This window comes from Collinsella aerofaciens, assembly GCF_040926405.1.
GTDB lineage: Bacteria > Actinomycetota > Coriobacteriia > Coriobacteriales > Coriobacteriaceae > Collinsella.
Map to the genome: position 1 here is coordinate 6,490 of NZ_JBCOIG010000007.1, position 19,006 is coordinate 25,495.

The window sequence follows — 19,006 nt, forward strand, 5'->3', positions numbered from 1 at the left end:
GTCCACGACCTTGGTCTTGAACTTGCGCAGCTGGCGGGTGACCTTATCGGCGGAGAGGTCGATGGCGGCGTACATATCTGCACCGTGCTCGGCAACGCGAATCACCGAACCGCGGGCACGAACCGTGACCTCGACGATTGCCGGGTTGGGGTTCGAGGGGTTCTTCTCATAGCGAAGTACAACGTCGACCGTCATGGGCTCGATATCGAAAACCTTGAGCGCCTCGCCGATCTTCTCATCCACATGCGCACGCAGAGCATCGGTTACCGTCGTCTTGCGTCCAGAAACCTTGATATCCATACGTGGCTCCAATCTGCCTCGGGGACTTACCGTACTGGCTATGTACCCATTGCCGTGTATTTAATCACGCAGATTCCTAAAGACCCGAATAACGATTGCTTGATACCGCATACCGAAGTCTCGCACTTTTCTGTGGCAAAGTGCGCTATAGGAGGGGGCCGGCGGCTTTGTATTTGGTCCCGAAAATTGGCTTTGACCTGCTGATTTTATTGGGATGAAAAAGCCGGGCTCCCCCATCGGGGAAGCCCGGCAGTGCGTGTTGAAACCGTGAAGAGGTGTCCTTTCCAACGTATAGGAGACACCACCCCTAGCAATAACTAGCTATTGAGTTTGTTAATGTCGTCGTCGGTGATGGTGCCTTCCTGGCTGGACGATTTGTCCTCGGAGGATGCGGTCTCATTGTTGGAATCGGAGGACTCGCTGCCGGAGGACGTGGTCTCACTGGACTCAGAGTCGCCCGGCTGCACGTTAGCGCCCGAAACCGTCTTAGTGGTGAGGTCGTAGGGCATCGTGCCATACCAGACAGAGTGGACCGCCTCGAGCGTGCCGTCGGCCGTAATACCGTCGAGGGCATCGCTCACGGCACGGCACAGTTCGTCATTGGACGAGAGGCCCGCAACACCAAGCGTCGAGGGCGCCTCGAGCGCACCGGCATAGGAGACCTCGCTCATCAGGCGTGCAAGGTAGCTGCCGGCCGTGGAGTCGCAGATCACATAGTCGACCTCGCCGGACTCGAGCGCCTCAAAGCACTCGTTGATGTTGGAGTAGGTCTTTTGGTTGGCGGTGATGCTCTGCTTAGCAAGCGCCTCCTGCGAGGCCGAGGACATTTGGACACCCAGAGTAGACGCGTTAAGGGTATCGGTGGAAACGCTTAGCGACCCACCATCGCTAGTTTTACCGAACACGGAAGTGGCATCGTACAGGCAGGTGCCGAGCGAGCTAATGTCCCCGTCCGTGGAGTTAATCTCGCCGATAAAGATATCGGCCTTTTTGTCGCCGAGCGCGGAACCTGCCGAAGACGCATCGACAAAGGAGACCTTAAGGCCCATGCGGCTTGCGAGGGCGCGGGCGGCGTCAACCGCATACCCCGTGAGCTCGCCGTCGGCGTCCTGCATGGCCTGCGGCGCATCGGAAGTATCGAGGGCGACCGTCAGGGTTCCGGGAGTGACCAGGGCGTCGTCCGACACCGCCGGCGTGACGGTCTCGTACTCGATCTGGTCGATCGTGGGAGTCGTGAACGTAGACAGCGGGTTGAACGCGCATCCGCTCAGGCCCAAAACGGCGATGACCGCTGCGGTCCCAGCACCTAACCGAGCCGCGTGCATCAAGCTGCCCCTCACCATGTCCACTACCCTGCCTTCTGTGTCGTATACGATCCGTGCGTTGCGCGGAATATCAGGTTGTTCCCACCAGCTGACCTGGTATTTGACCCCACACTTGCGCACCGGGGTGTTTGCTCGGGAGGCCGCAGCCACCTTCACGACTGACCCGCTCGCCCGCGAGGCGGTATTGCCCCAAAGAAAGTAGAACGGACGGTGCGGCTTACATCTAGGACGCGCCATGATCGCGCCGCGCGCACGCGGTCGCTTACGTGGATCCCTTTGACCGCGTCTGTCTTGGACTAGGACGGGCATTTCGTCCGTCCGCAACCACAGCCTGGCAGGAACGTAGCGCATTATAGCTAAGTTCAAGCTAAAGTTTAAGGTTAGGGGCGTTATTCGCATCGCGAGTACAGATTTCGCAGGTCGGAGCGGGCTATTCGTGCCCCTATGAAGCCCGGAGCTCCCCTACGGGGAGCTCCGGGGCACCCGTCTCAGGGTGCCGTGGCCAAAAAATAGCAAATATGAGTACTGTTACCAATTTAGTAGCAGGAGTTTTTGGCTCTGCAAGCTGTTTTCACGCTCTATAACGTCAGATTGATGCCAGGATATTCCACATTTGTTTAATAACTTTCTAATTTACCCCATCTTCCAGTCCCAAAATCCCTGATTTTACTGTTACTGAATTTGTAGCAGTACTCATATTTGCTATATTTTGGCCAGAGCATATATCCAACTCCCTGTTTCAGAGCATTGTTAGGCGGGTTTAAGCCCAAAACACGCCCGCAGCGTGTTAAGCAGCGCCTCTTGCTTTTTCCTGCGGGCATCGACACGATTCCGGTACCGCTTTCGCATACGCTGGTGGATGCGCCATGCGAGTGCTTCCATCGCTTCCATGTCACAGAGCATTTCGTTGTTGACCGTCGCGACCTCGATTCCCATAGTAATCAAGCCCGTGTTGCGCTTTTCATCATGGATACGTCCCCTCCGAGAGGAATGGCCCAGCTCACCGTTGTATTCCAAGTCAAACCGGGCTGCTTCCTGAAAGGCATCGCAAACCGCATGCGGCATCCCCGAGATCGCCTGTGCACGGTCGTTGAACTCGATCTTGTAGTCGGTCTTAAAGGGACCACAGGCAAATCCGCCATAGGAAAACGGAAGCGAAAACATGGCAAGCATGATGCACTCCATGGGTGAACGCAGGTTTTCCGACAGATAGGGACACAGCCGCCGCAGCTGCTTGGCCGCGCTCCCCTTGCATGCCGCGAGGTAATCTACCAGGCAATCGGGTGTCAGCACGGACTCGACCTCAAAGTAACCGACATCTGGCGGCTGGTCTTTGTCCTTTGCCAATTTGTTCACGACAGGCGAGGTGTAGGGAGGCAGATACTTCCCGCGGTCACTCAGTGAAATCTTAGAGCACAGCTCCTGGGCCAGGGCAAATGCCTGGATGCAGCCGACCTCGCGCGCGACGGCTACGCAAAGGGCCTCGGGAGATAGACTGTACACCCCCGGTTCCACCTCTAGAATCGAGCCGGCGGGCAACTCGGAGCATACGGACCAGCTCACGCCAAGAATACGGCGGCGCTGCGCTGCAGACCCTACCAGCAAGCACAAATCCTCTTGCGCCTCGCCGCTTGCGGCCCCAATCCGCACCAAATCGGGAAGATAGATGTCCTCGGTCGAGGACGACGATGTGCGCAGCACACGGCGCTCTTCATCGGGATTAAGGTCCTTCCAGCTTATGTAGCCCATCTGCCGGCGCTCGGCGCGCATCATGCGTAGCGCCGAGGCGCCAGTTAGGATTACGGAAGCCGCTAGCTGCTCTTTTGTCGGTTTGTTGCACCACCTGATTGTTACCGCCACATGAATCACCCCTACCAAACGCGTGCGATAGCGAGGCCATCAACGGCCGTGGCACCGGCGCGCTTGAGTTCCGCCGAAGCCGCTGCCATCGTCGCACCCGTGGTGATAACGTCGTCGATAAGCAGCAGGCGGCGGCCGTGCACGTCCTCAACCGTCTCGTACATGCCTTGGGCACGCTCGCGGCGCTCCTCACGACCGAGTTCGCGCTGGTCGCCATGCCCGTACTTGACGAGAGCATCGAGCAAGGGAACACCCGACAGCTCGCAAAATGGGCGCGCAATGGCCTCCATATGATCAAAACCACGCCGCCGAAACGCTGCCGCCGTCGCAGGCACAAACACCACCGCATCCGCACCGGACAGCACACCTCCGTAGCGATCGGGCGCTACGACCTGGGCATGCAGGGCGGTGTCGTAGACCAGCTCCGCCAGATACGGAGCCAGACGTCGCTCGCCCGCATCCTTGTACGCTTTAATGATGCGCGGCAGCGGATGCGCATAGACGGTGCACGCCAGGCAGCGGTCGAGCGCCTCCGCCATTGCCGAGGACGTGCCCTCGACTGAACACTCAGTGCATAGCAAATCCCCAAACGGGGCGCCGCATCGGGTGCAGCTATGACGTGGGTCGATGAGCGTGAGCGTGGCCAGGCAGTCTTGGCAAATAAGCGCACCGGCGCGCTCGCAGCCAGCACATCGTGTTGGCGACAATGCCTCGAGCGCCTCGCGTGCCGCCCACTCGGCAAACGGTAGCAATTCGTCCGCAAACGGTAGGGCACCGGCACCCTGCAGACGGCTCAATATGTTCAGATGGCTCTTCAAGACACAACCCTCCCTACGTTCGGTCGCAGGGAGGGTTGTTGATTCGGCGCTATGATACCCCGATGCGCTCGGGGCAAGGCGGGCTAAATCCGCTCGCGGGCGTTATTCGCCGGCGGGCGGTTGTGGTGCGGACGAAGACGGGGTCGAGCCCTCGCCACCATCCTGGCGCGGCTTGCGGGAACGGCGACGACGACGGCGCTTTTGACCCTGGTCGGCCGAGCCCTCGCCACCGCGATCCTCGCGCGGCTCGCGCTCGTCGCGAGCGGCGCCACGCGAAGCCTTGGCAGCCGCTCCCCCGCCATCTCCGGGACGACGGCGCGTGACCTTGACCTCGCCATCCGAGATCTGATCGGCCACGGAGGGCACTGAGGGCTTCTGTTGCGCGCCCGAGGAATGGCGACGGCGCGGACGCGGCGCGCGCTCCTCCTCGCCACGTGACTTGCCGCCCTTGTCGGCAGGCGCATCGGAGACCGAGGGGCCCTTGGAAGCGGCACCAGCCTCGCGAGCAGCTGCGGCGCGGAAGGCGTCCTCGCGCTCCTCGCTCGACAGATGACGGCGACGACGGCGTGTGGGGTTCATGCCACCGCCGCGATTCTGCTGCTGGGGCTGCTGAGCCTCGCGCTCGCGGGAAGCGTTCTTGCCTGCGGGAGCGACCTCGCCGGCATCGCCCGAACCCGAGCGTTTGCGACGACGACGGCCACCGGCGGCCTCCTCGGCCTCGGGTGCCTCAACCTTACCACGGCCCTTTCCGCGGCCACGGCCCTCGCCCTGCCCCTGACCGGCGCGAGCATCGGATTCGGCATCGCGACGACGGCGCTTGGGCATCGACGTGCCGGCCAGACGGTCGGCACTCGACAGACCATCGCCCACGTCGACGCCGTTCTCGCGATCGAGCTCCATGAGCGCCAGGCGCATCTCGGGCGACTCGATGCGCTCGAGCACGTCGCGCGTCACGCAGTCGGGGCGGCAGTTGCAGCCCTGCTCGGCAGCCTTCTTTTTGCAGCCCTCCGAGCACGTCATATCGGCCAGGTTGACCTTAAAGACTTTGCCGTTCTCCAGGCGCAGCACCAGCTGCTCACGCGGCGTGTCATACTCCTGGATACGCGCCTTGCCAAGCGGCGTATCGATGAGCGTCTTCTTTTTGGGCGCACGGCTCTTAAAGTCCTTGTAGGCCTCGAACTCGTAGCGCAGGCAGCACATCAGACGACCGCACACGCCGCTGATCTTGGACGAGTTGAGCGGCAGGTCCTGCTCTTTTGCCATGCGAATCGAGACGGGCTCAAACTGTCCGCCAAAGCGCGTACAGCAGAGCTCCTGTCCGCACTGGGCATAGCCGCCCACCAGGCGGGTCTCGTCGCGCACGCCGATCTGGCGCATGTCGACGCGAATATGCAGCGTTGAGGACAGGTCCTTGACGAGCTGACGAAAATCGACGCGCTCCTCGGCCGCAAAGTAGAACACGGCCTTCTCACCGCCAAACAGGTACTCGACGCCCACCGGCTTCATCTCGAGGTCGAGCTCTTTGACCAGACGGCGGAAGTCGACCATGGCTTCGTCGCCCTGGATGGCTAGGTCGTCCGCAAGCTGCAGGTCGATGTCGCTCGCCACGCGCAGCACGGGCTTGAGCGGCTGGCCGATCTCGTCCTGCGGCACTTCGAAGGGGTCGGCCGTGACCAGGCCGATCTCGGTTCCGCGCTCGGTGGAGCAAATGGCATAATCGGCCTCGAGGATATCCAGATCCTGCGGGTCGAACCACAGGTCGCGCGAGGCGTAGGTAAACTTAACGGGTACGACTAACGGCATTTCAGTGCCTTCCTGATATCGAACAGCATGACCTCGATGGCCAGCTGGGGAGTAACGTTTCTGGCGATGTTGCGCTCGGCGGTCGCGACCGCCCCGAGCGCCCGGGTGGCACCCGCAACATTCGTCGCGGCGGCAAGCCGACCGATCGTGTCGCGCACGTCTTCGTTCACGACGTCGGCCGCCTCGTCCTGAAGTGTCAGCAGCACGTCGCGCATGAGCGTCCGTGCGCTCGCCAGCGCTTCCATGATACCCGAACGCTCGCGCGCGTTGAGTTCGCGCTTGTTACGGTCCTCAAGCTGCTTCAATGCTCCACGCGACAGGTAATCGGCGTTTTGCTCGAGCACCTTTTCCTGCGTGGACTTGACCTCGGCGAGCGGCGCCTTGACGGCGACGATGAGCGACTTGGCGCGACTGAGCACATCGGCCTCGTCGGCAGCGATGAGAGAATCGATGGCGCGGACCATCTGGCGGCGAGCATCCTGGCGCTCGGCACTCTTAAGGAACTCGATGCCGCGCGTGGGGCTCCCCGCCACGGCGACCGCCATGCGGCAACGCGCGAGGTCCTGACCCGTCGCGCGACTCACGGCACGCGCGGCCACGGTGGGCGACACCAGCCGAAACGGCACGCACTGGCAGCGGCTCACGATGGTGGGCAGCATCACGTCTGCCGAGGTGCCCAGCAAGATAAACATAACGCCCTCGGGCGGCTCCTCGAGTGTCTTGAGCAGTGCGTTGGCGGTGTTAGCGCGCAGCTGCTCGGCACGGTCGATGATGTAGACCTTGGCCTTAGCGCGGATGGGCGCCAGCGGCACGTCGTCGAGCAGCTCGCGGGTCTGGGCAATGAGGTAGCCCGTGGCGCTCTCAGGCGTGTAATAGTGCACGTCGGGGTGTGTGTGCCGCGCAACGCGCACGCAGCTGTCGCATGCGCCGCAGCCGTCCTGCTCGCACAGGAAGGCCTGGGCGAGCGCCCATGCGGCATCGAGCTTGCCGGCGCCGGGAGCGCCCAAAAACAGGTAGGCGTGCGATGCACGGCCGCTGGCGACGGCGTTGGTCAAAAAATCGCGCACGCGCTGTTGGGTGTCGAGCTTGGCCAGCAGGCTTGCCTGAGCGGGGGCCATGTTACTCGGCCTCCTTGGCAAGCGCGGCGACGACGGCGTCTTGCGGAATGTCGAGACCGTACGCGCGAACCTGCTCGACCGTCTTCCCGAAGACCTCCTCGATGGGCGCGGTGGCGTCGATAAGCTTTACGCGGTTTGGCTCCTCGGCAGCAATTGCGCAAAAGCCCTGGTAGACACGCTCCTGGAATGCCATGCCCTTTGCCTCCATGCGATCTGCCGCGCCACGGGCTGCCATGCGTAGCGCCGCCTGCTCGGGCGTGATGTGGTAGATGAGCGTGAGCGTCGGGTGTGTTCCCGCGACGGCCAGGTTGTTGGCGTCGTGCACCATCTGGCGGTCGAGGCCGTCGGCAAATGCCTGGTAGCAGGTTGTGGAATCGTAGAATCGGTCGCACAGGACCACCTTGCCGGCCGCGAGGGCGGGCGCGATGACCTCGTGCACCAACTGGGCGCGCGCCGCCTCGTAGAGCAGCAACTCGCAGGTGTCGCCCATCGCCGTATTGGCGGGGTCGAGCAGCAGAGCACGGATCTTTTCGCTGATGGCGGTGCCGCCCGGTTCGCGCAGGCTCACAACCTGGTGGCCAGCGAGCTCGAGCGCGCGGGCAAGCAGGCGCGCCTGCGTGGACTTGCCGGCACCGTCGACGCCCTCGAGCGTGATAAAGCTATGTTGAGCGGGCTCAAAAGCCATGGGCGCAGCCCCTTCCTACAAGGCGCGTAAATGCAGATATATCAACCAAGCCATGATACCCCAGTGCTCGGCGCGTCCCAAATCCAACCTAGCCATCGAGGCATCCCCGAAGTTGCGGTGAAATAGGGACTGATTGAAGCTCTGAGACCGCCAAACAGTCCCTATTTCACCGCAACTTATGATGGAGAATTTTGGACGCTGGGTATAATCGTCGTATTGCATTGAAATGTGGCGAAAGGAGTGGCAATGTCTCGGTATTGCGCCTCGTGCGGCAAGCTTCTTGCAGACGATGCCAAGTTCTGCACCTCATGCGGTGCACCCGTTGAGCAAACAACTGCAAGCAATGGCCAACCCGCGTTTGAACAGACCGGCTCCCTCGATACGCCACAAACCAAACCGGACGACTCCCTCGCCTATCGCCCCGACCCCGCTGCCGGCCCCGCAGCGGTCGAGACGACGCAGCGCATACCCGTCGCGGGCACCCCAGCCCAACAGCAACCGGTGTCTGCGTACGCGTCTGATTCACCGCAGGCCCCCGCCGCAAAAAAGAGCGCCACCAGGGCGCTTATCGCCGTTATCGTTGTGCTGGTGGCAATCATCATCGCCCTGGTCATTTTCTTTGTGATCAAGCCTTTCGACAACGCCGCTACGCAAACGACAGCCGAGGTAGCTAAGCTGCACCATGACGTCGACGACGATGATCTAAAGCCTCTCGGCAATCCCAACAGCCTGTACGACGATGATGACGATGACGACGAGGATGGCGGCGAAGCAAGCCTCTCCGAACAGAACCTCTACCGTCGCCTGAGTGAATACTACGACCTGCTGGAAGATCTCGATAGCCAGGTCCGTGCCTGCGCAGAGACGTTTAATGGCAGCTATCTGGAAGAGGATCGTACCACCCGTCAAAATCTCGCTGACGTCGCCGAGCGCACGGAGGACACCATCGAGCAGTATTACGATATTGTCGAGGACCTGGACGTCCCCACAAGCTCTAAGAACTACAGCTCGTGGAAGGACATCATTGCTCTGTACGACGACCTGGATCACCGCATCGATGCGATCTGCGATGCCTGGGAGATCAGCTTAAAGTACGCAAAGCCCGCGGACCATAAGAATGAGATCGTGGCGCCGCTGTCGCGCGACAATGTGGCGGGCACCAATGACAATAAGTACCGCCTAGACTTTGAGGAGCGCTATCCCGGCGCCAAACCCGTCGAAGTGAACTAGCGCTTTGTCGTTCCCGAGCCGGCAGTTAGGGACGTTCCTAAACTGCCGGCAGAAAAGGAACGTCCCTAACTGCCGGATAAAAAACGAGCGAGGATTTTGAGGTCCTCGCTCGTTTTTGTTTTAGGTGATGTTTCGACCGTGCGGCTACTTGTCGGCAGCGGTCTTTTTGGTAGTCGACTTCTTGGCAGTCGACTTCTTCGCGGTCGTCTTCTTGGCGGCAGTGGCTTTCTTAGCCGTCGTCTTCTTCGCAGTCGAGGTCTTCTTCGCCGTGCTCGCCTTGGTCGCAGTCTTGCGGCCACGGGCGGGCTTCTTCTCCTTGGTCGGGCAGTCCATGTTGACGCAGATACGCCACGGGCCGCGCGCCGTGTTGACCACCACGATGGGGGCGCCGCACTCGGGACAGGTCTCGCCCGTCGCCTCGAGCTTGCCACGCGCCGGCAGCGGATAGCTCACGCCGCAATCGTCATAGTTGGTGCAGCGGATAAAACGCTTGCCGCTCTTCTCGCTCTTGTGCGCGATCAGGTCGCCATGGCGTCCGGCCTCGGCACACACCTTGCACTCGCCCACCTTAAGGTCGGGCTCGTAGTTGGTGGGGCATGTGGGGTTCACGCAAATCTCGAAGGCCTTCTGGCGGAACGGCTGGCACTTAATGCGCGGCGCGCCGCACTCGGGGCACACGGCGGCCTCGCCCTCGAGCGGGCTGACCTTGACGCCGCTCGGCACCGGATAGGTCACGTCGCAGTCGGGCCATCCCATGCAGCCAATGAAGCTGCCACGGGTCTTGGCGCTCGTCTTCATAACCAGGTCCTTGCCGCACTTGGGGCAGGCGCCCACGCGCGCATCGGCCGTGACGGCGTCGCTGATGGCGTCGCCCAGCTCCTGCGTATGCTTGAGCAGCTCGTCGAGCACACCGGCCAGCAGCGCACGCGAGTGTGTCACGACATGCTCTTCGGTGTCCTCGCCGCGCTCCACGCGGGTCATGTCGCCGTCGAGTTCGCTGGTCATATCGGGGCTCGTGATGCGCGGGGCAAACTGCGTCAGTGCGTCGATGATGGCGATACCCAGCTGACTCGGCTCCACGGGATCATTTTTGAGATAGCGCACGGCATACAGGCGCTCGATGATGCTCGCGCGCGTGGACTTGGTGCCCAGGCCGCGCTTCTCCATCTCCTGCACGAGCTTGCCCTGGCTGTAGCGCGCGGGCGGCTCGGTCTGCTTGGCCTCGAGCTTAATGTCGAACACGTCGACCGTATCGCCCTGCTCCAGCGGCGGCATCTGCTCGTCGCGCTTAAGGCCGTACGGGTACGCCTCGCGGAAGCCCGGGGTCACGAGCACATCGCCCGAAGCCACGAACGGCTCGCCGTTCACATCGAGCTCGAGCTTAGTGTTCTCGATGGTCGCGGGTCCCATGAGCGTTGCCAGGAAGCGACGGGCAATGAGGTCGTAGAGCTTACGCTGGCCGCCGTCGAGCGTGGACGGATCGCCCTCGCCCGTGGGATAGATAGGCGGGTGATCGGTGGTCTCGACCTTACCGCGCGTGGGCTTCATAGGGCCGGCGAGCACCTTTTTGCACACGGGCGCCAGCGCCGGGTTGATCTTTGCCAGGTCGCTCACCACGGCGCCCAGATCGAGCGTCGCGGGGTACACGGTGTTGTCGACACGCGGGTAGCTGATGAGGCCCGCCATGTAGAGGGACTCGGCGATGCGCATGGTACGCGCAGGCGAGATACCCTCGGCTGCGGCGGCAGCCTGCAGCGAGGTGGTCGCAAACGGCGTGGGCGGCTGCTGCTTGCGCGAGCGCTTGGTCACCGCGGCGACGGTTGCCGTCTTGGCACCGTCAACGTGACCGTACGCCGTCTCAGCAGCATCCTTGTCGGTAAAGCGCGCCGTCTTGTGCGCGATCTTAAAGCGATCGTCCTCGGCAGCGCCTTGCGCGGCGCCCATGCCGCGAATCTGCCAATAGTCCTCGGGCACAAACGCCATGCGCTCGCGTTCGCGCTCGACCACCAGGGCAAGCGTCGGGGTCTGCACGCGGCCGGCGGAACGCACGTTGCCAAAGCCGCCAAACTTGGCGAGCGTCAGGTAGCGCGTGAGCACCGCACCCCAAATGAGGTCGATGTGCTGACGGCTCTCGCCGGCGTCGGCCAGGTTCTGGTCGAGCGAGACAAGGTTATCGAAGGCCTGCGTGATCTCTGCCTTGGTAAACGAAGAATACTGGGCGCGGGCGACCGGCAAGTCGGGCGCCACCTCGCGCACCTTGTTGAGGGCGTCCGAACCGATCAGCTCGCCCTCGCGATCGAAGTCCGTGGCAATGATGACGCTGTCGGACTTTTTGGCGAGGTTCTTAAGCGAGCGAATGAGCTCTTTCTCAGCCGGCAACTTAATGACGGGCGCCCAGGTGAGGTAAGGCAGACTCTCGAGCTTCCAGCCCTTAATGGAGATGCCATCGGCAAGGAACGGCTTACGCTTGGTGTCGTAAGGCGGACGCGCCAGGCCATCGGGCATGTCGGCCGGCAGTATCTCGCCGTCCTCGGTGACCGAATACCAGCCCAGCTTTTTATCGAACAGCACGCTGTCGCAAAAATCAGGCGCAAGGATGTGACCGGCAAGGCCGATCGTCACGCACTCCTCGCCCTTCCACTCAAAGCGGTAGATGGCGGTGTTGTACACCTTGTCCTTTTTAGGCTTACCCGTGGACAGACGCTCGGCGATCTGACGCGCGGCGTCGTTTTTCTCGGCGATGATGAGCTTCAAAAGAGGCTCCTATCTCGTATCTCTGCGGCTACGCCCGCCCGTATGGCGGCCGACTTACGCCCTTGCTTGCTCAATCTGCCCGATGAGCCAATCGCACCAGGCATCCATGCCCTCGCCCTTGCGCGCGCTCACGGCAAACCGCGGCGCCTGCGGATTGAGGTCATCGAGTGTCTTAGTATACCTATCCATGTCAAAATCGAAAGCCGGGGCCACATCGACCTTGTTGAGCAGCTGCGCGCCGGCGTGTTGGAAGATGCCCGGGTACTTGATGGGCTTGTCGTCGCCCTCGGGCACAGAGAGGATCATGATGGACAGGTTCTCACCCAGGTCAAAGTCGACCGGGCAGACCAGGTTGCCCACGTTTTCGATAAAGATGACGTCAATGTTTTCCAGACCCACAGCCTGGTCGAACGCGTCGACGGCCTCCATGATCATGTTGCCCTCGAGGTGGCACAGGCCGCCCGTGTTGATCTGGATGGCGGGCATGCCGGCTTCCTTCATGGTAATGGCGTCGACGTCCGAGGCGATGTCGCCCTCGATGACGGCGCAGCGCAGGCCAGCCTTGTCGCGCAGGCGCTCGTTGGTGCCCAGGATCGTGGTGGTCTTGCCCGAGCCGGGGCTCGACAGCACGTTAATCACGTAGGTGTTTGTCTCTTTAAATCGCTCACGCAGCTGATCTGCCAGGCGCTCGTTGCGCGACAGAATCGGCGACGCGATATCAATCGTTTTCTCGGCCATATTCGGCACTCCTTACTTCTGCCCCTTTATACCCCGTCCCCAGATGGCTGATGGGCTAATCGTCGGGGGTCTCGATTTCGATACTTGCGATGTCGAGCTCGCGGCCGTGCAGTAGGCGCACATTGGCGCCGCCGCACTGGGGGCAGCGGCAGTGGAAGCGATCATGATCGAAAACCTCACCGCAGTCCAGACACTCGCTTTGCGGATGGACCTCCTCTACCGCAAGCTCGCAACCTTGCGTGAGCGGGTCCTCGTCACGAAACGTCTCCCACGCAAAGTCAAGCGCCTCGCGCACGACCTCGGTCATATCCCCGATACGCAGCGTTACCAAAACGGCGCGCGAGGCCCCCGCCCCACGCGCCGCACGAATCACTGTATCGAGTATGCCGTTGACAATGCCAACCTCGTGCATACCGATTTACTCCTCGTCGTCCTCATCGTCCGAGAACAGGTCCAGACGACTCACGAACAAGCCCTCCTTGCCCTCGCGCGCGGTAATGACCACACGGGCGATGGCGAGCGAAATCTCGTAGAGCGAGAGCAGGGCGCCATACATGAGGCCCAGCGTAACGGGCGAGCCGTCGGGCGTAATCACAGCCGAGCCCACAAGCAGGCCAACGTATACGTAACGCCAGGCGCTGCGGAAGGCCGCGTAGGACACGATATGGAAGACGGACAGGTAAAAGATGATGAGCGGCAGCTCAAACGCCACACCAAAGCCGATCATAAAGAGTAGCTCCATGTTGACGTAGTTCTCCAGATCGGGCAGCGCCGTGGCGACGGCCGAGGTTTCGCCGATGAGCCACTCAAAGCCCGCAGGGATGATGATGAAGTAGCAAAAGATTGCGCCCAGGAAGAACAGCACCGTCGAGGCGAGCACCGTGGGCACGACCCACTTGCGCTCGTTGGGGCGAAGCGCCGGCAGGAAAAACGCCAGAATCTGCCAGATGATCATGGGCGTGCACATGACCACGGCCATCTTGATGGCCAGCGAGAAGCGCAGGCCAAAGCCGCCGAGCGTGGTGGTGATGTAGAACTTACCATCCGGCACAAAGGAGCGGATGGGATCTTCTAGGATGTCGAGCACCACGGGCGTGGCGAAATACAGCACGATGGCTGCGGCAAACACCGAGACGACCACGATGGTCAGGCGGCGACGGAGCTCTCCCAGGTGATCGAAGAGCGGCATACGCGCAGGTCCGATAGGCATTACTCATCGTCTCCCTTCGGGGCATCGGCAGCGGCAGCGTCGTCCTCGGCCTCGAGCTCGCGAGCGAGCTGGTCGACGACGGCCTTGCGCTTGCGGGGACGACGGGCGTAGAGATCGGCCGTCGTGGGCTCTGCCGGCTCGGGCTCGGGCTCCGGCTCTGCAGCAGGTTCGGGATCGACGGTGGCAGCGGCAGGCTCGGCCTTGGCGGGCTCGGCCTCATCAGCAGCGCCTTCGCCCTCGGTGGCACCCTCGCTTGCGGCCTTCTCGGCGGCAAGGCGGGCACGGCGCTCGGCAAAGGTCTCCTTCTTTGCGGGCGCAGCCGTCTCGACGGCATCCTCGTCCGCATCGGAATCATCATCGACGGCAGCCTTCTTGGGCTTGACCGGGGCCGACGCGGCCTCGCTTACCGGGTCGATGATCTCGGACTGAACAACGGCCGTCATCTTTTCCTGCGTCTCGCGGAACTGACGGATGGCACGGCCGATCGTACGGCCCATCTGCGGGAGCTTATCCGGGCCAAACAGCAAAAAGCCGAAGACCACGATGATCGCGAGCTCACCCTCTCCAATACCAAACACACATACCTCCAAGGCTCGATGTGAGTCGAGCCCGCACCGCGCCATTCGGCCGGAACTCGTCTATTCATTCGGTCAAGTATAGCGCCCGGACGCCAAAACGTCCGAGCGCATCACAAACATATGCCAAACGGCACGCCCTTTTGGGGGCAAAGATTATGCAGCGGTAATCGAAATCTCCTGGTCGACACCCAACAGCTGGACCACGCGCATCACCGGGGGCTGCACATTGGTGCAGCTAAAGCGCTTGCCGTGGTCGACCGCGTGGTGCGCGGCGCCCACAAGCACGCCAATGCCCGTCGAATCGATGTAGCTCACCTGGGCAAAATCGAGCTCAACGGCCTCAGTGGGCTGCTCGAGCGCCAGGTCGATGGCATTGCGCAGGCTATCGGCGTTAGAGATATCGATCTCGCCGGTTACCTTAATGGTGTAGAGCTCTGGCGTGGGGTTGGCGGAAATACCCAAATCCATGTATACGCTCCTTTACGTATCGAAAGTGCGGATAGTACGGGAAGCCGCGCGTTAGGCGCGCTCGGAACGCGCGAGCTCGGCAGCGACGAGCTTGACGGCCAGCACCAGCACATCGAGCGCGGCCTCCAGGTCCTCGACCGTGGGATAGCTCGGCGCGATGCGGATGTTGGTGTCGCGCGGGTCCTTGCCATAGGGCCAGGTAGCACCGGCCGGCGTGAGCTTGACGCCCAGGTCGGCGCAAAGCGCGGCGACCTTCTGGGCCGATCCCTCGGGACCATCGAAGCTTACAAAGTAGCCGCCGCGGGGATGCGTCCAGGTGGCGCAGTCCGTGTCGCCCAAGCCCTCGGTGAGCTTGCGCTCGACGGCCTCAAAGCGCGGGCGCAAGAACTCGGCATGCTTTTTCATGTGCTCCTTGACCGCCTCGATGGTGGGAAGGAAACGCACGTGACGCAGTTGGTTGAGCTTATCGGCGCTGATGAGGCCGGCCTTCAGGCGCTTGGAGAACTCGGCGATGACCGCGGGGCTCGCACCGATAAAGCCGATGCCAGCGCCCGGGAAGGTGATCTTGGACGTCGATGCAAAGGCCACCACGCGATCCTCGGTGCCCGCCGCGCGAGCGAGGTCGAAGATATTGGCGAGCTCGTCGGTCTCGTCGTACAGGTCGTGCACGCAGTAGGCGTTGTCCCAGAAGATGCGGAAATCGGGCGCGGCCGTGAGCATCTCGACCAGGCGACGCACGGTGTCCTCGCTAAAGGTGATGCCCGTGGGGTTGGAATACTTGGGCACGCACCAGATGCCCTTGATGGAGTCGTCGGCGGCAACCAGACGCTCGACCTCGTCCATGTCGGGGCCGTTGTCGGTCATCGCGACGGGGACATTCTCGATACCCAGGTCGGCGGTGATGCCAAAGTGACGGTCGTAGCCGGGAACAGGGCACAGGAACTTGACTTTCTTGCCGTCGTGCGCGGCCTCGTAAGCCTCCCAAGGCTCGCTGCCGCACGAACCGCAGCGCCAAAACATGCCGGCGATATCGTGCTCGATCAGAAGGCTCGACGAACCCAGTACGAGCGTTTGCTCGGCAGGGCAACCCAGGAACTCCCCCGCCAGCTTGCGTGCCGAGGGAATGCCCTCAAAGCAACCGTAGTTTGAGCAGTCGACGTTGCCGTCGTGCAGATCGGCATCGGCATTGAGGATATCGAGCATGGGTCGAGAGATGTCCACCTGGGAGGGCGACGGCTTGCCGCGGGCCATGTCGAGCGCCAGGCCCTTGGCCTTGACCTCGGCGACCTCGGCTTTGAGCGCCTCGATGGCGGCATCGAGTTCGGTGGTTTCCATCTTCTGGTAGATCGTCTGCATGGGTGCGACCTTTCGCAAAGCGGGACGTTGCAGTTCGTCTAAGTATAGACCGCCACCGCCGCAACGGTATGAAGCCGTGATAGATTAAGTTCATCGCAATGAATTACGAATCGCCGCGCATGGCGGCGTGGGGCGCCCAAGGAGGCACTATGGAGTACGGATCGTTTAGGGCCGAGGAATTCGGCGACCTGCAGCGCCTGGTCGACGGGCTGTTTTACGACCGCCATGCCATCGACCGCCTGGACCTGATCGTACAGGCCGAAATCTTGGACCTGGCGCCCGATCTCATGGAAATCGTCAACCTGCTACCGCCCGGCTACTACGACCGCCAATCGCTTTGCGACCAGCTCAACTCCGCCTTGGCCGCCCACGGCTGGGGCGCCATCTACGGCACCGTGGAATAAGCCTCGAGGCCGGCGATTTGGCCCGTTTCCCGACCTTGGCGAGGCTTGTTTTAGGGCTTGTGGCCAAAAAAGGGCAAATATGAGTACTGTTACCCTTTTAGTAGCAGCGATTCTTGGTCGAAATCGGCAAAACTCGACTTGAAACTCCCCAATCACCGTCAGCTAGCGCCAAATTGGAAGTCGATGGTCACTCATTAACGTACAGTTCTTATAACTTTGTTCATTATTTTTCGCGCCTAAAATGAAACGCCGTTTGTGACAGTACTCACAAACGGCGTTTTTTGGCCACTGGGGTGTCCGGCAGGTGGCAAGTACCACTCAAAACCGCGTTTTACACGCGCTCGAGCAGGCTCTGGCGTCTGTTTCTACGCGCCTACTCGTTCTTGGGCGCGGGGTGCTTGCAGATCACACTCATGTAGATCATGCCAAGTACGGCCGCGGTGACAGAGCCGGCGAGAATAGCGGCCTTGGCGGCCAGAACCTCAAACTGGGCCGTCGGGAAGGCAAGGCCGCTGATGAGGATCGACATCGTAAAGCCGATGCCGCCCAGAATGCCCACGCCGGCAATCATGTGCCAGTTGACATTGTGCGGCAGCTCGCAGGCCTTGAGCTTGACCAAGGCGAACGTCATGCCAAAGATGCCGATCGGCTTGCCTAGCAGCATGCCAAAGTACACGCCGAGCGTCACCGGGTCGGTGAGCAACGTGCTCATATCCACGCCCACCAGGCGGACCTGTGCGTTGACGAACGCAAAGATCGGCAGAATCACAAAGTTGACCGGCGTGGAGATCAGACGCTCCATACGGATGAGCGGCGGGGTCACGCGGTGCATGACGCGCTCGACCTTGGTGGTCGAGACGGTAAAGTCATGCTGGCCCAGGATGTGTGCCTCGTCGTCGTAGCGGTCATCGAGCAGCGGCAGGCACTCGCCCAGCCAATCGGTGAGACTATCGAGCTTGACGCCGCACTTGGCCGGAATGGTGAAGGCCAGGATGACGCCGGCAAGCGTGGCATGTACACCGCTCTTGAACATGCAGAACCACAACAGCAGACCCAGTACCGAATACGGGGCAAGGCGGTAATGCTGCGTCTTGTTGAGCCACACGAGCGCGCAGGTCACAAGCGCGGCGGCACCCAACCAAAACGGATTGGGACTCTGACCGTAGAAGATGGCGATGGCGGCGATGGAGATGAGGTCGTCGGCGATGGCGAGCGTCGAGAAGAACACGCGCACGCCGTTGGGCACGCGATTGCCCAAAAGCGACAGCACGCCCAGCGCAAAGGCAATATCGGTTGCCATGGGGATGGCCCAACCGTTGTGGGCGCCGGCATGGTTAAAGATCAGGTAGATGCAGGCGGGAACGACGACGCCACCCACGGCCGCCAGCATGGGAAGCATGGCCTGACGCGGATTCTTGAGCTCGCCGACCGTCATCTCGTACTTAAGCTCAATGCCCACCAGCAAAAAGAAAATCGCCATGAGGAAGTCGTTGACGAAAAGCTCAACGGTGAGACCGGCCGTAAGGTTGCCCAGACCCACATACAGCGGGGTCTCCAAAAAGTGATGGATGACCTCGTAGGCATCGGTGTTGGCGCAAACGACGGCGGCGATGGCGGCGAAGACCATGACGGCGGCGGAAATCGTGCCGTTCTCGGCGATGCGCTCCCAAATGTCGTGGCGCTCAAAACGCTTGCGCTCACGAACGTTGAACAGCTGCTCGGGTGCTGCCATGGGCGGCTCCTTTCACGGGAAGGCTCCCGTCTTAAAAAAGCACGGCCCGCCCAAGTGGCGGCGCCGCGCTCCAACGTATTACGCTTGCATCTAGCCTACCCTGCACGACAAGCGCACAAGCACGGCCGAAAAGCGGAACCACAGGTTGAACATTATTTGCTCAACGGCGCGGGCACGCCTGTCCAAGAGACGACGCGGCGCCGCGCACAAAAAACGACCGGAGCGCGGGGCGTCCGCGATCCGGTCGTCGGTGTTAGGTCAAAAGAACCTAGCAGGCGGCCATGATGGGGGCAGCGACCTGCTTCTTACGGGAGAGGACGCCCGGCATCCAGACGCCGTCATGCTCGTCGGCAATGCCCAGGCCCTTCTGAGCGGCCTCGGTCTCGCCCTCGAGCAGGACCTGCGAGCCCTCCTCCATGATGTCGGTGATGCACAGGACAATGCCGTCAGCACCCTTCTCGGCGGCGTAGGCGCGCATGGCCTCGCGAATCTCGTCGATCATGCCGAGTGCACGGCTCTTGTCGACGGTCTCGTACTGGCCAATGAGCAGCTTCTTGCCGGCGGGCTCGAACATCTTGATGTCATTGCCGACCATCTCGGCAGCGGTGAAGGAGCCGGACGGACGGG

At 61.7% G+C, this 19,006-nt stretch carries 18 protein-coding genes; 2 read left to right on the forward strand and 16 right to left on the reverse strand.

The window, feature by feature from the left end; genetic code table 11:
* The 7 genes from hpf to tmk form a co-directional block, all read right to left on the reverse strand.
* Positions 1-300 (reverse strand): ribosome hibernation-promoting factor, HPF/YfiA family (hpf, locus tag AB5758_RS03975; protein WP_368155387.1); only part of this gene is annotated, 300 nt, incomplete at its 3' end.
* Between the two features lie 317 nt (positions 301-617).
* The gene (locus tag AB5758_RS03980; protein WP_368141359.1) at positions 618-1,643 is read right to left on the reverse strand and encodes a substrate-binding periplasmic protein; all 1,026 of its coding nucleotides are present in this window, start codon (positions 1,641-1,643) and stop codon (positions 618-620) included.
* Between the two features lie 732 nt (positions 1,644-2,375).
* Positions 2,376-3,485 (reverse strand): hypothetical protein, encoded by a 1,110-nt coding sequence (locus AB5758_RS03985; RefSeq protein ID WP_368141357.1) that lies wholly within the window; start codon positions 3,483-3,485, stop codon positions 2,376-2,378.
* Positions 3,486-3,496: 11 nt separating this feature from the next.
* Positions 3,497-4,303 carry a ComFC family protein gene (locus AB5758_RS03990; RefSeq protein WP_368141356.1) on the reverse strand — a complete coding sequence of 269 codons (807 nt, stop codon included), beginning with the start codon at positions 4,301-4,303 and terminating at the stop codon, positions 3,497-3,499.
* A 102-nt stretch (positions 4,304-4,405) separates the two neighbouring features.
* On the reverse strand, positions 4,406-6,106 hold the full coding sequence (locus tag AB5758_RS03995; protein WP_368141355.1) for a PSP1 domain-containing protein: 1,701 nt from the start codon (positions 6,104-6,106) through the stop codon (positions 4,406-4,408).
* Positions 6,097-7,224: a DNA polymerase III subunit gene (locus AB5758_RS04000; RefSeq protein ID WP_368155389.1), complete on the reverse strand. Its 1,128-nt coding sequence runs from the start codon at positions 7,222-7,224 to the stop codon at positions 6,097-6,099. Before AB5758_RS04000 ends, AB5758_RS03995 begins: the two co-directional genes overlap by 10 nt.
* A 1-nt stretch (position 7,225) precedes the next feature.
* Positions 7,226-7,909 (reverse strand): dTMP kinase, encoded by a 684-nt coding sequence (gene tmk / locus AB5758_RS04005; RefSeq protein ID WP_368141353.1) that lies wholly within the window; start codon positions 7,907-7,909, stop codon positions 7,226-7,228.
* A gap of 246 nt (positions 7,910-8,155) precedes the next feature.
* On the opposite strand from tmk, the gene AB5758_RS04010 reads away from it, so the two are divergent.
* Positions 8,156-9,139: a zinc-ribbon domain-containing protein gene (locus AB5758_RS04010; protein WP_368141352.1), complete on the forward strand. Its 984-nt coding sequence runs from the start codon at positions 8,156-8,158 to the stop codon at positions 9,137-9,139.
* Between the two features lie 144 nt (positions 9,140-9,283).
* On the opposite strand, the gene AB5758_RS04015 is transcribed toward AB5758_RS04010, so the two are convergent.
* The 7 genes from AB5758_RS04015 to AB5758_RS04045 form a co-directional block, all read right to left on the reverse strand.
* Positions 9,284-11,893: a DNA topoisomerase I gene (locus AB5758_RS04015; RefSeq protein WP_368141351.1), complete on the reverse strand. Its 2,610-nt coding sequence runs from the start codon at positions 11,891-11,893 to the stop codon at positions 9,284-9,286.
* Positions 11,894-11,947: 54 nt separating this feature from the next.
* A complete protein-coding gene (gene hypB / locus AB5758_RS04020; RefSeq protein WP_195364176.1) occupies positions 11,948-12,631 on the reverse strand; it encodes a hydrogenase nickel incorporation protein HypB in 684 nt (227 codons plus the stop codon).
* A gap of 55 nt (positions 12,632-12,686) precedes the next feature.
* The gene (gene hypA / locus AB5758_RS04025; protein WP_217108232.1) at positions 12,687-13,043 is read right to left on the reverse strand and encodes a hydrogenase maturation nickel metallochaperone HypA; all 357 of its coding nucleotides are present in this window, start codon (positions 13,041-13,043) and stop codon (positions 12,687-12,689) included.
* Positions 13,044-13,049: 6 nt separating this feature from the next.
* Positions 13,050-13,841, reverse strand: coding sequence for a twin-arginine translocase subunit TatC (tatC, locus tag AB5758_RS04030; protein ID WP_055285525.1), 792 nt, complete (start codon positions 13,839-13,841; stop codon positions 13,050-13,052).
* Positions 13,841-14,419 (reverse strand): Sec-independent protein translocase subunit TatA/TatB, encoded by a 579-nt coding sequence (locus AB5758_RS04035; protein ID WP_368141350.1) that lies wholly within the window; start codon positions 14,417-14,419, stop codon positions 13,841-13,843. The genes tatC and AB5758_RS04035 overlap by 1 nt, the downstream gene beginning before the upstream one ends.
* A 153-nt stretch (positions 14,420-14,572) precedes the next feature.
* The gene (locus tag AB5758_RS04040; protein ID WP_271728925.1) at positions 14,573-14,887 is read right to left on the reverse strand and encodes an STAS domain-containing protein; all 315 of its coding nucleotides are present in this window, start codon (positions 14,885-14,887) and stop codon (positions 14,573-14,575) included.
* A gap of 51 nt (positions 14,888-14,938) precedes the next feature.
* Positions 14,939-16,243, reverse strand: coding sequence for an aspartate aminotransferase type Ic (locus AB5758_RS04045; RefSeq protein WP_368141349.1), 1,305 nt, complete (start codon positions 16,241-16,243; stop codon positions 14,939-14,941).
* Positions 16,244-16,392: 149 nt separating this feature from the next.
* On the opposite strand from AB5758_RS04045, the gene AB5758_RS04050 reads away from it, so the two are divergent.
* Entirely contained in the window at positions 16,393-16,647 is a 255-nt protein-coding gene (locus AB5758_RS04050; RefSeq protein WP_368141348.1) for a hypothetical protein, read from the forward strand.
* Positions 16,648-17,020: 373 nt separating this feature from the next.
* Here AB5758_RS04050 and nhaA read toward each other — a convergent pair whose 3' ends face one another.
* Both nhaA and AB5758_RS04060 read right to left on the reverse strand, forming a co-directional pair.
* Entirely contained in the window at positions 17,021-18,379 is a 1,359-nt protein-coding gene (gene nhaA / locus AB5758_RS04055; RefSeq protein ID WP_349070457.1) for a Na+/H+ antiporter NhaA, read from the reverse strand.
* Between the two features lie 268 nt (positions 18,380-18,647).
* A partial coding sequence (locus AB5758_RS04060; protein ID WP_368155391.1) for a DHHA2 domain-containing protein occupies positions 18,648-19,006 on the reverse strand: 359 nt, incomplete at its 5' end.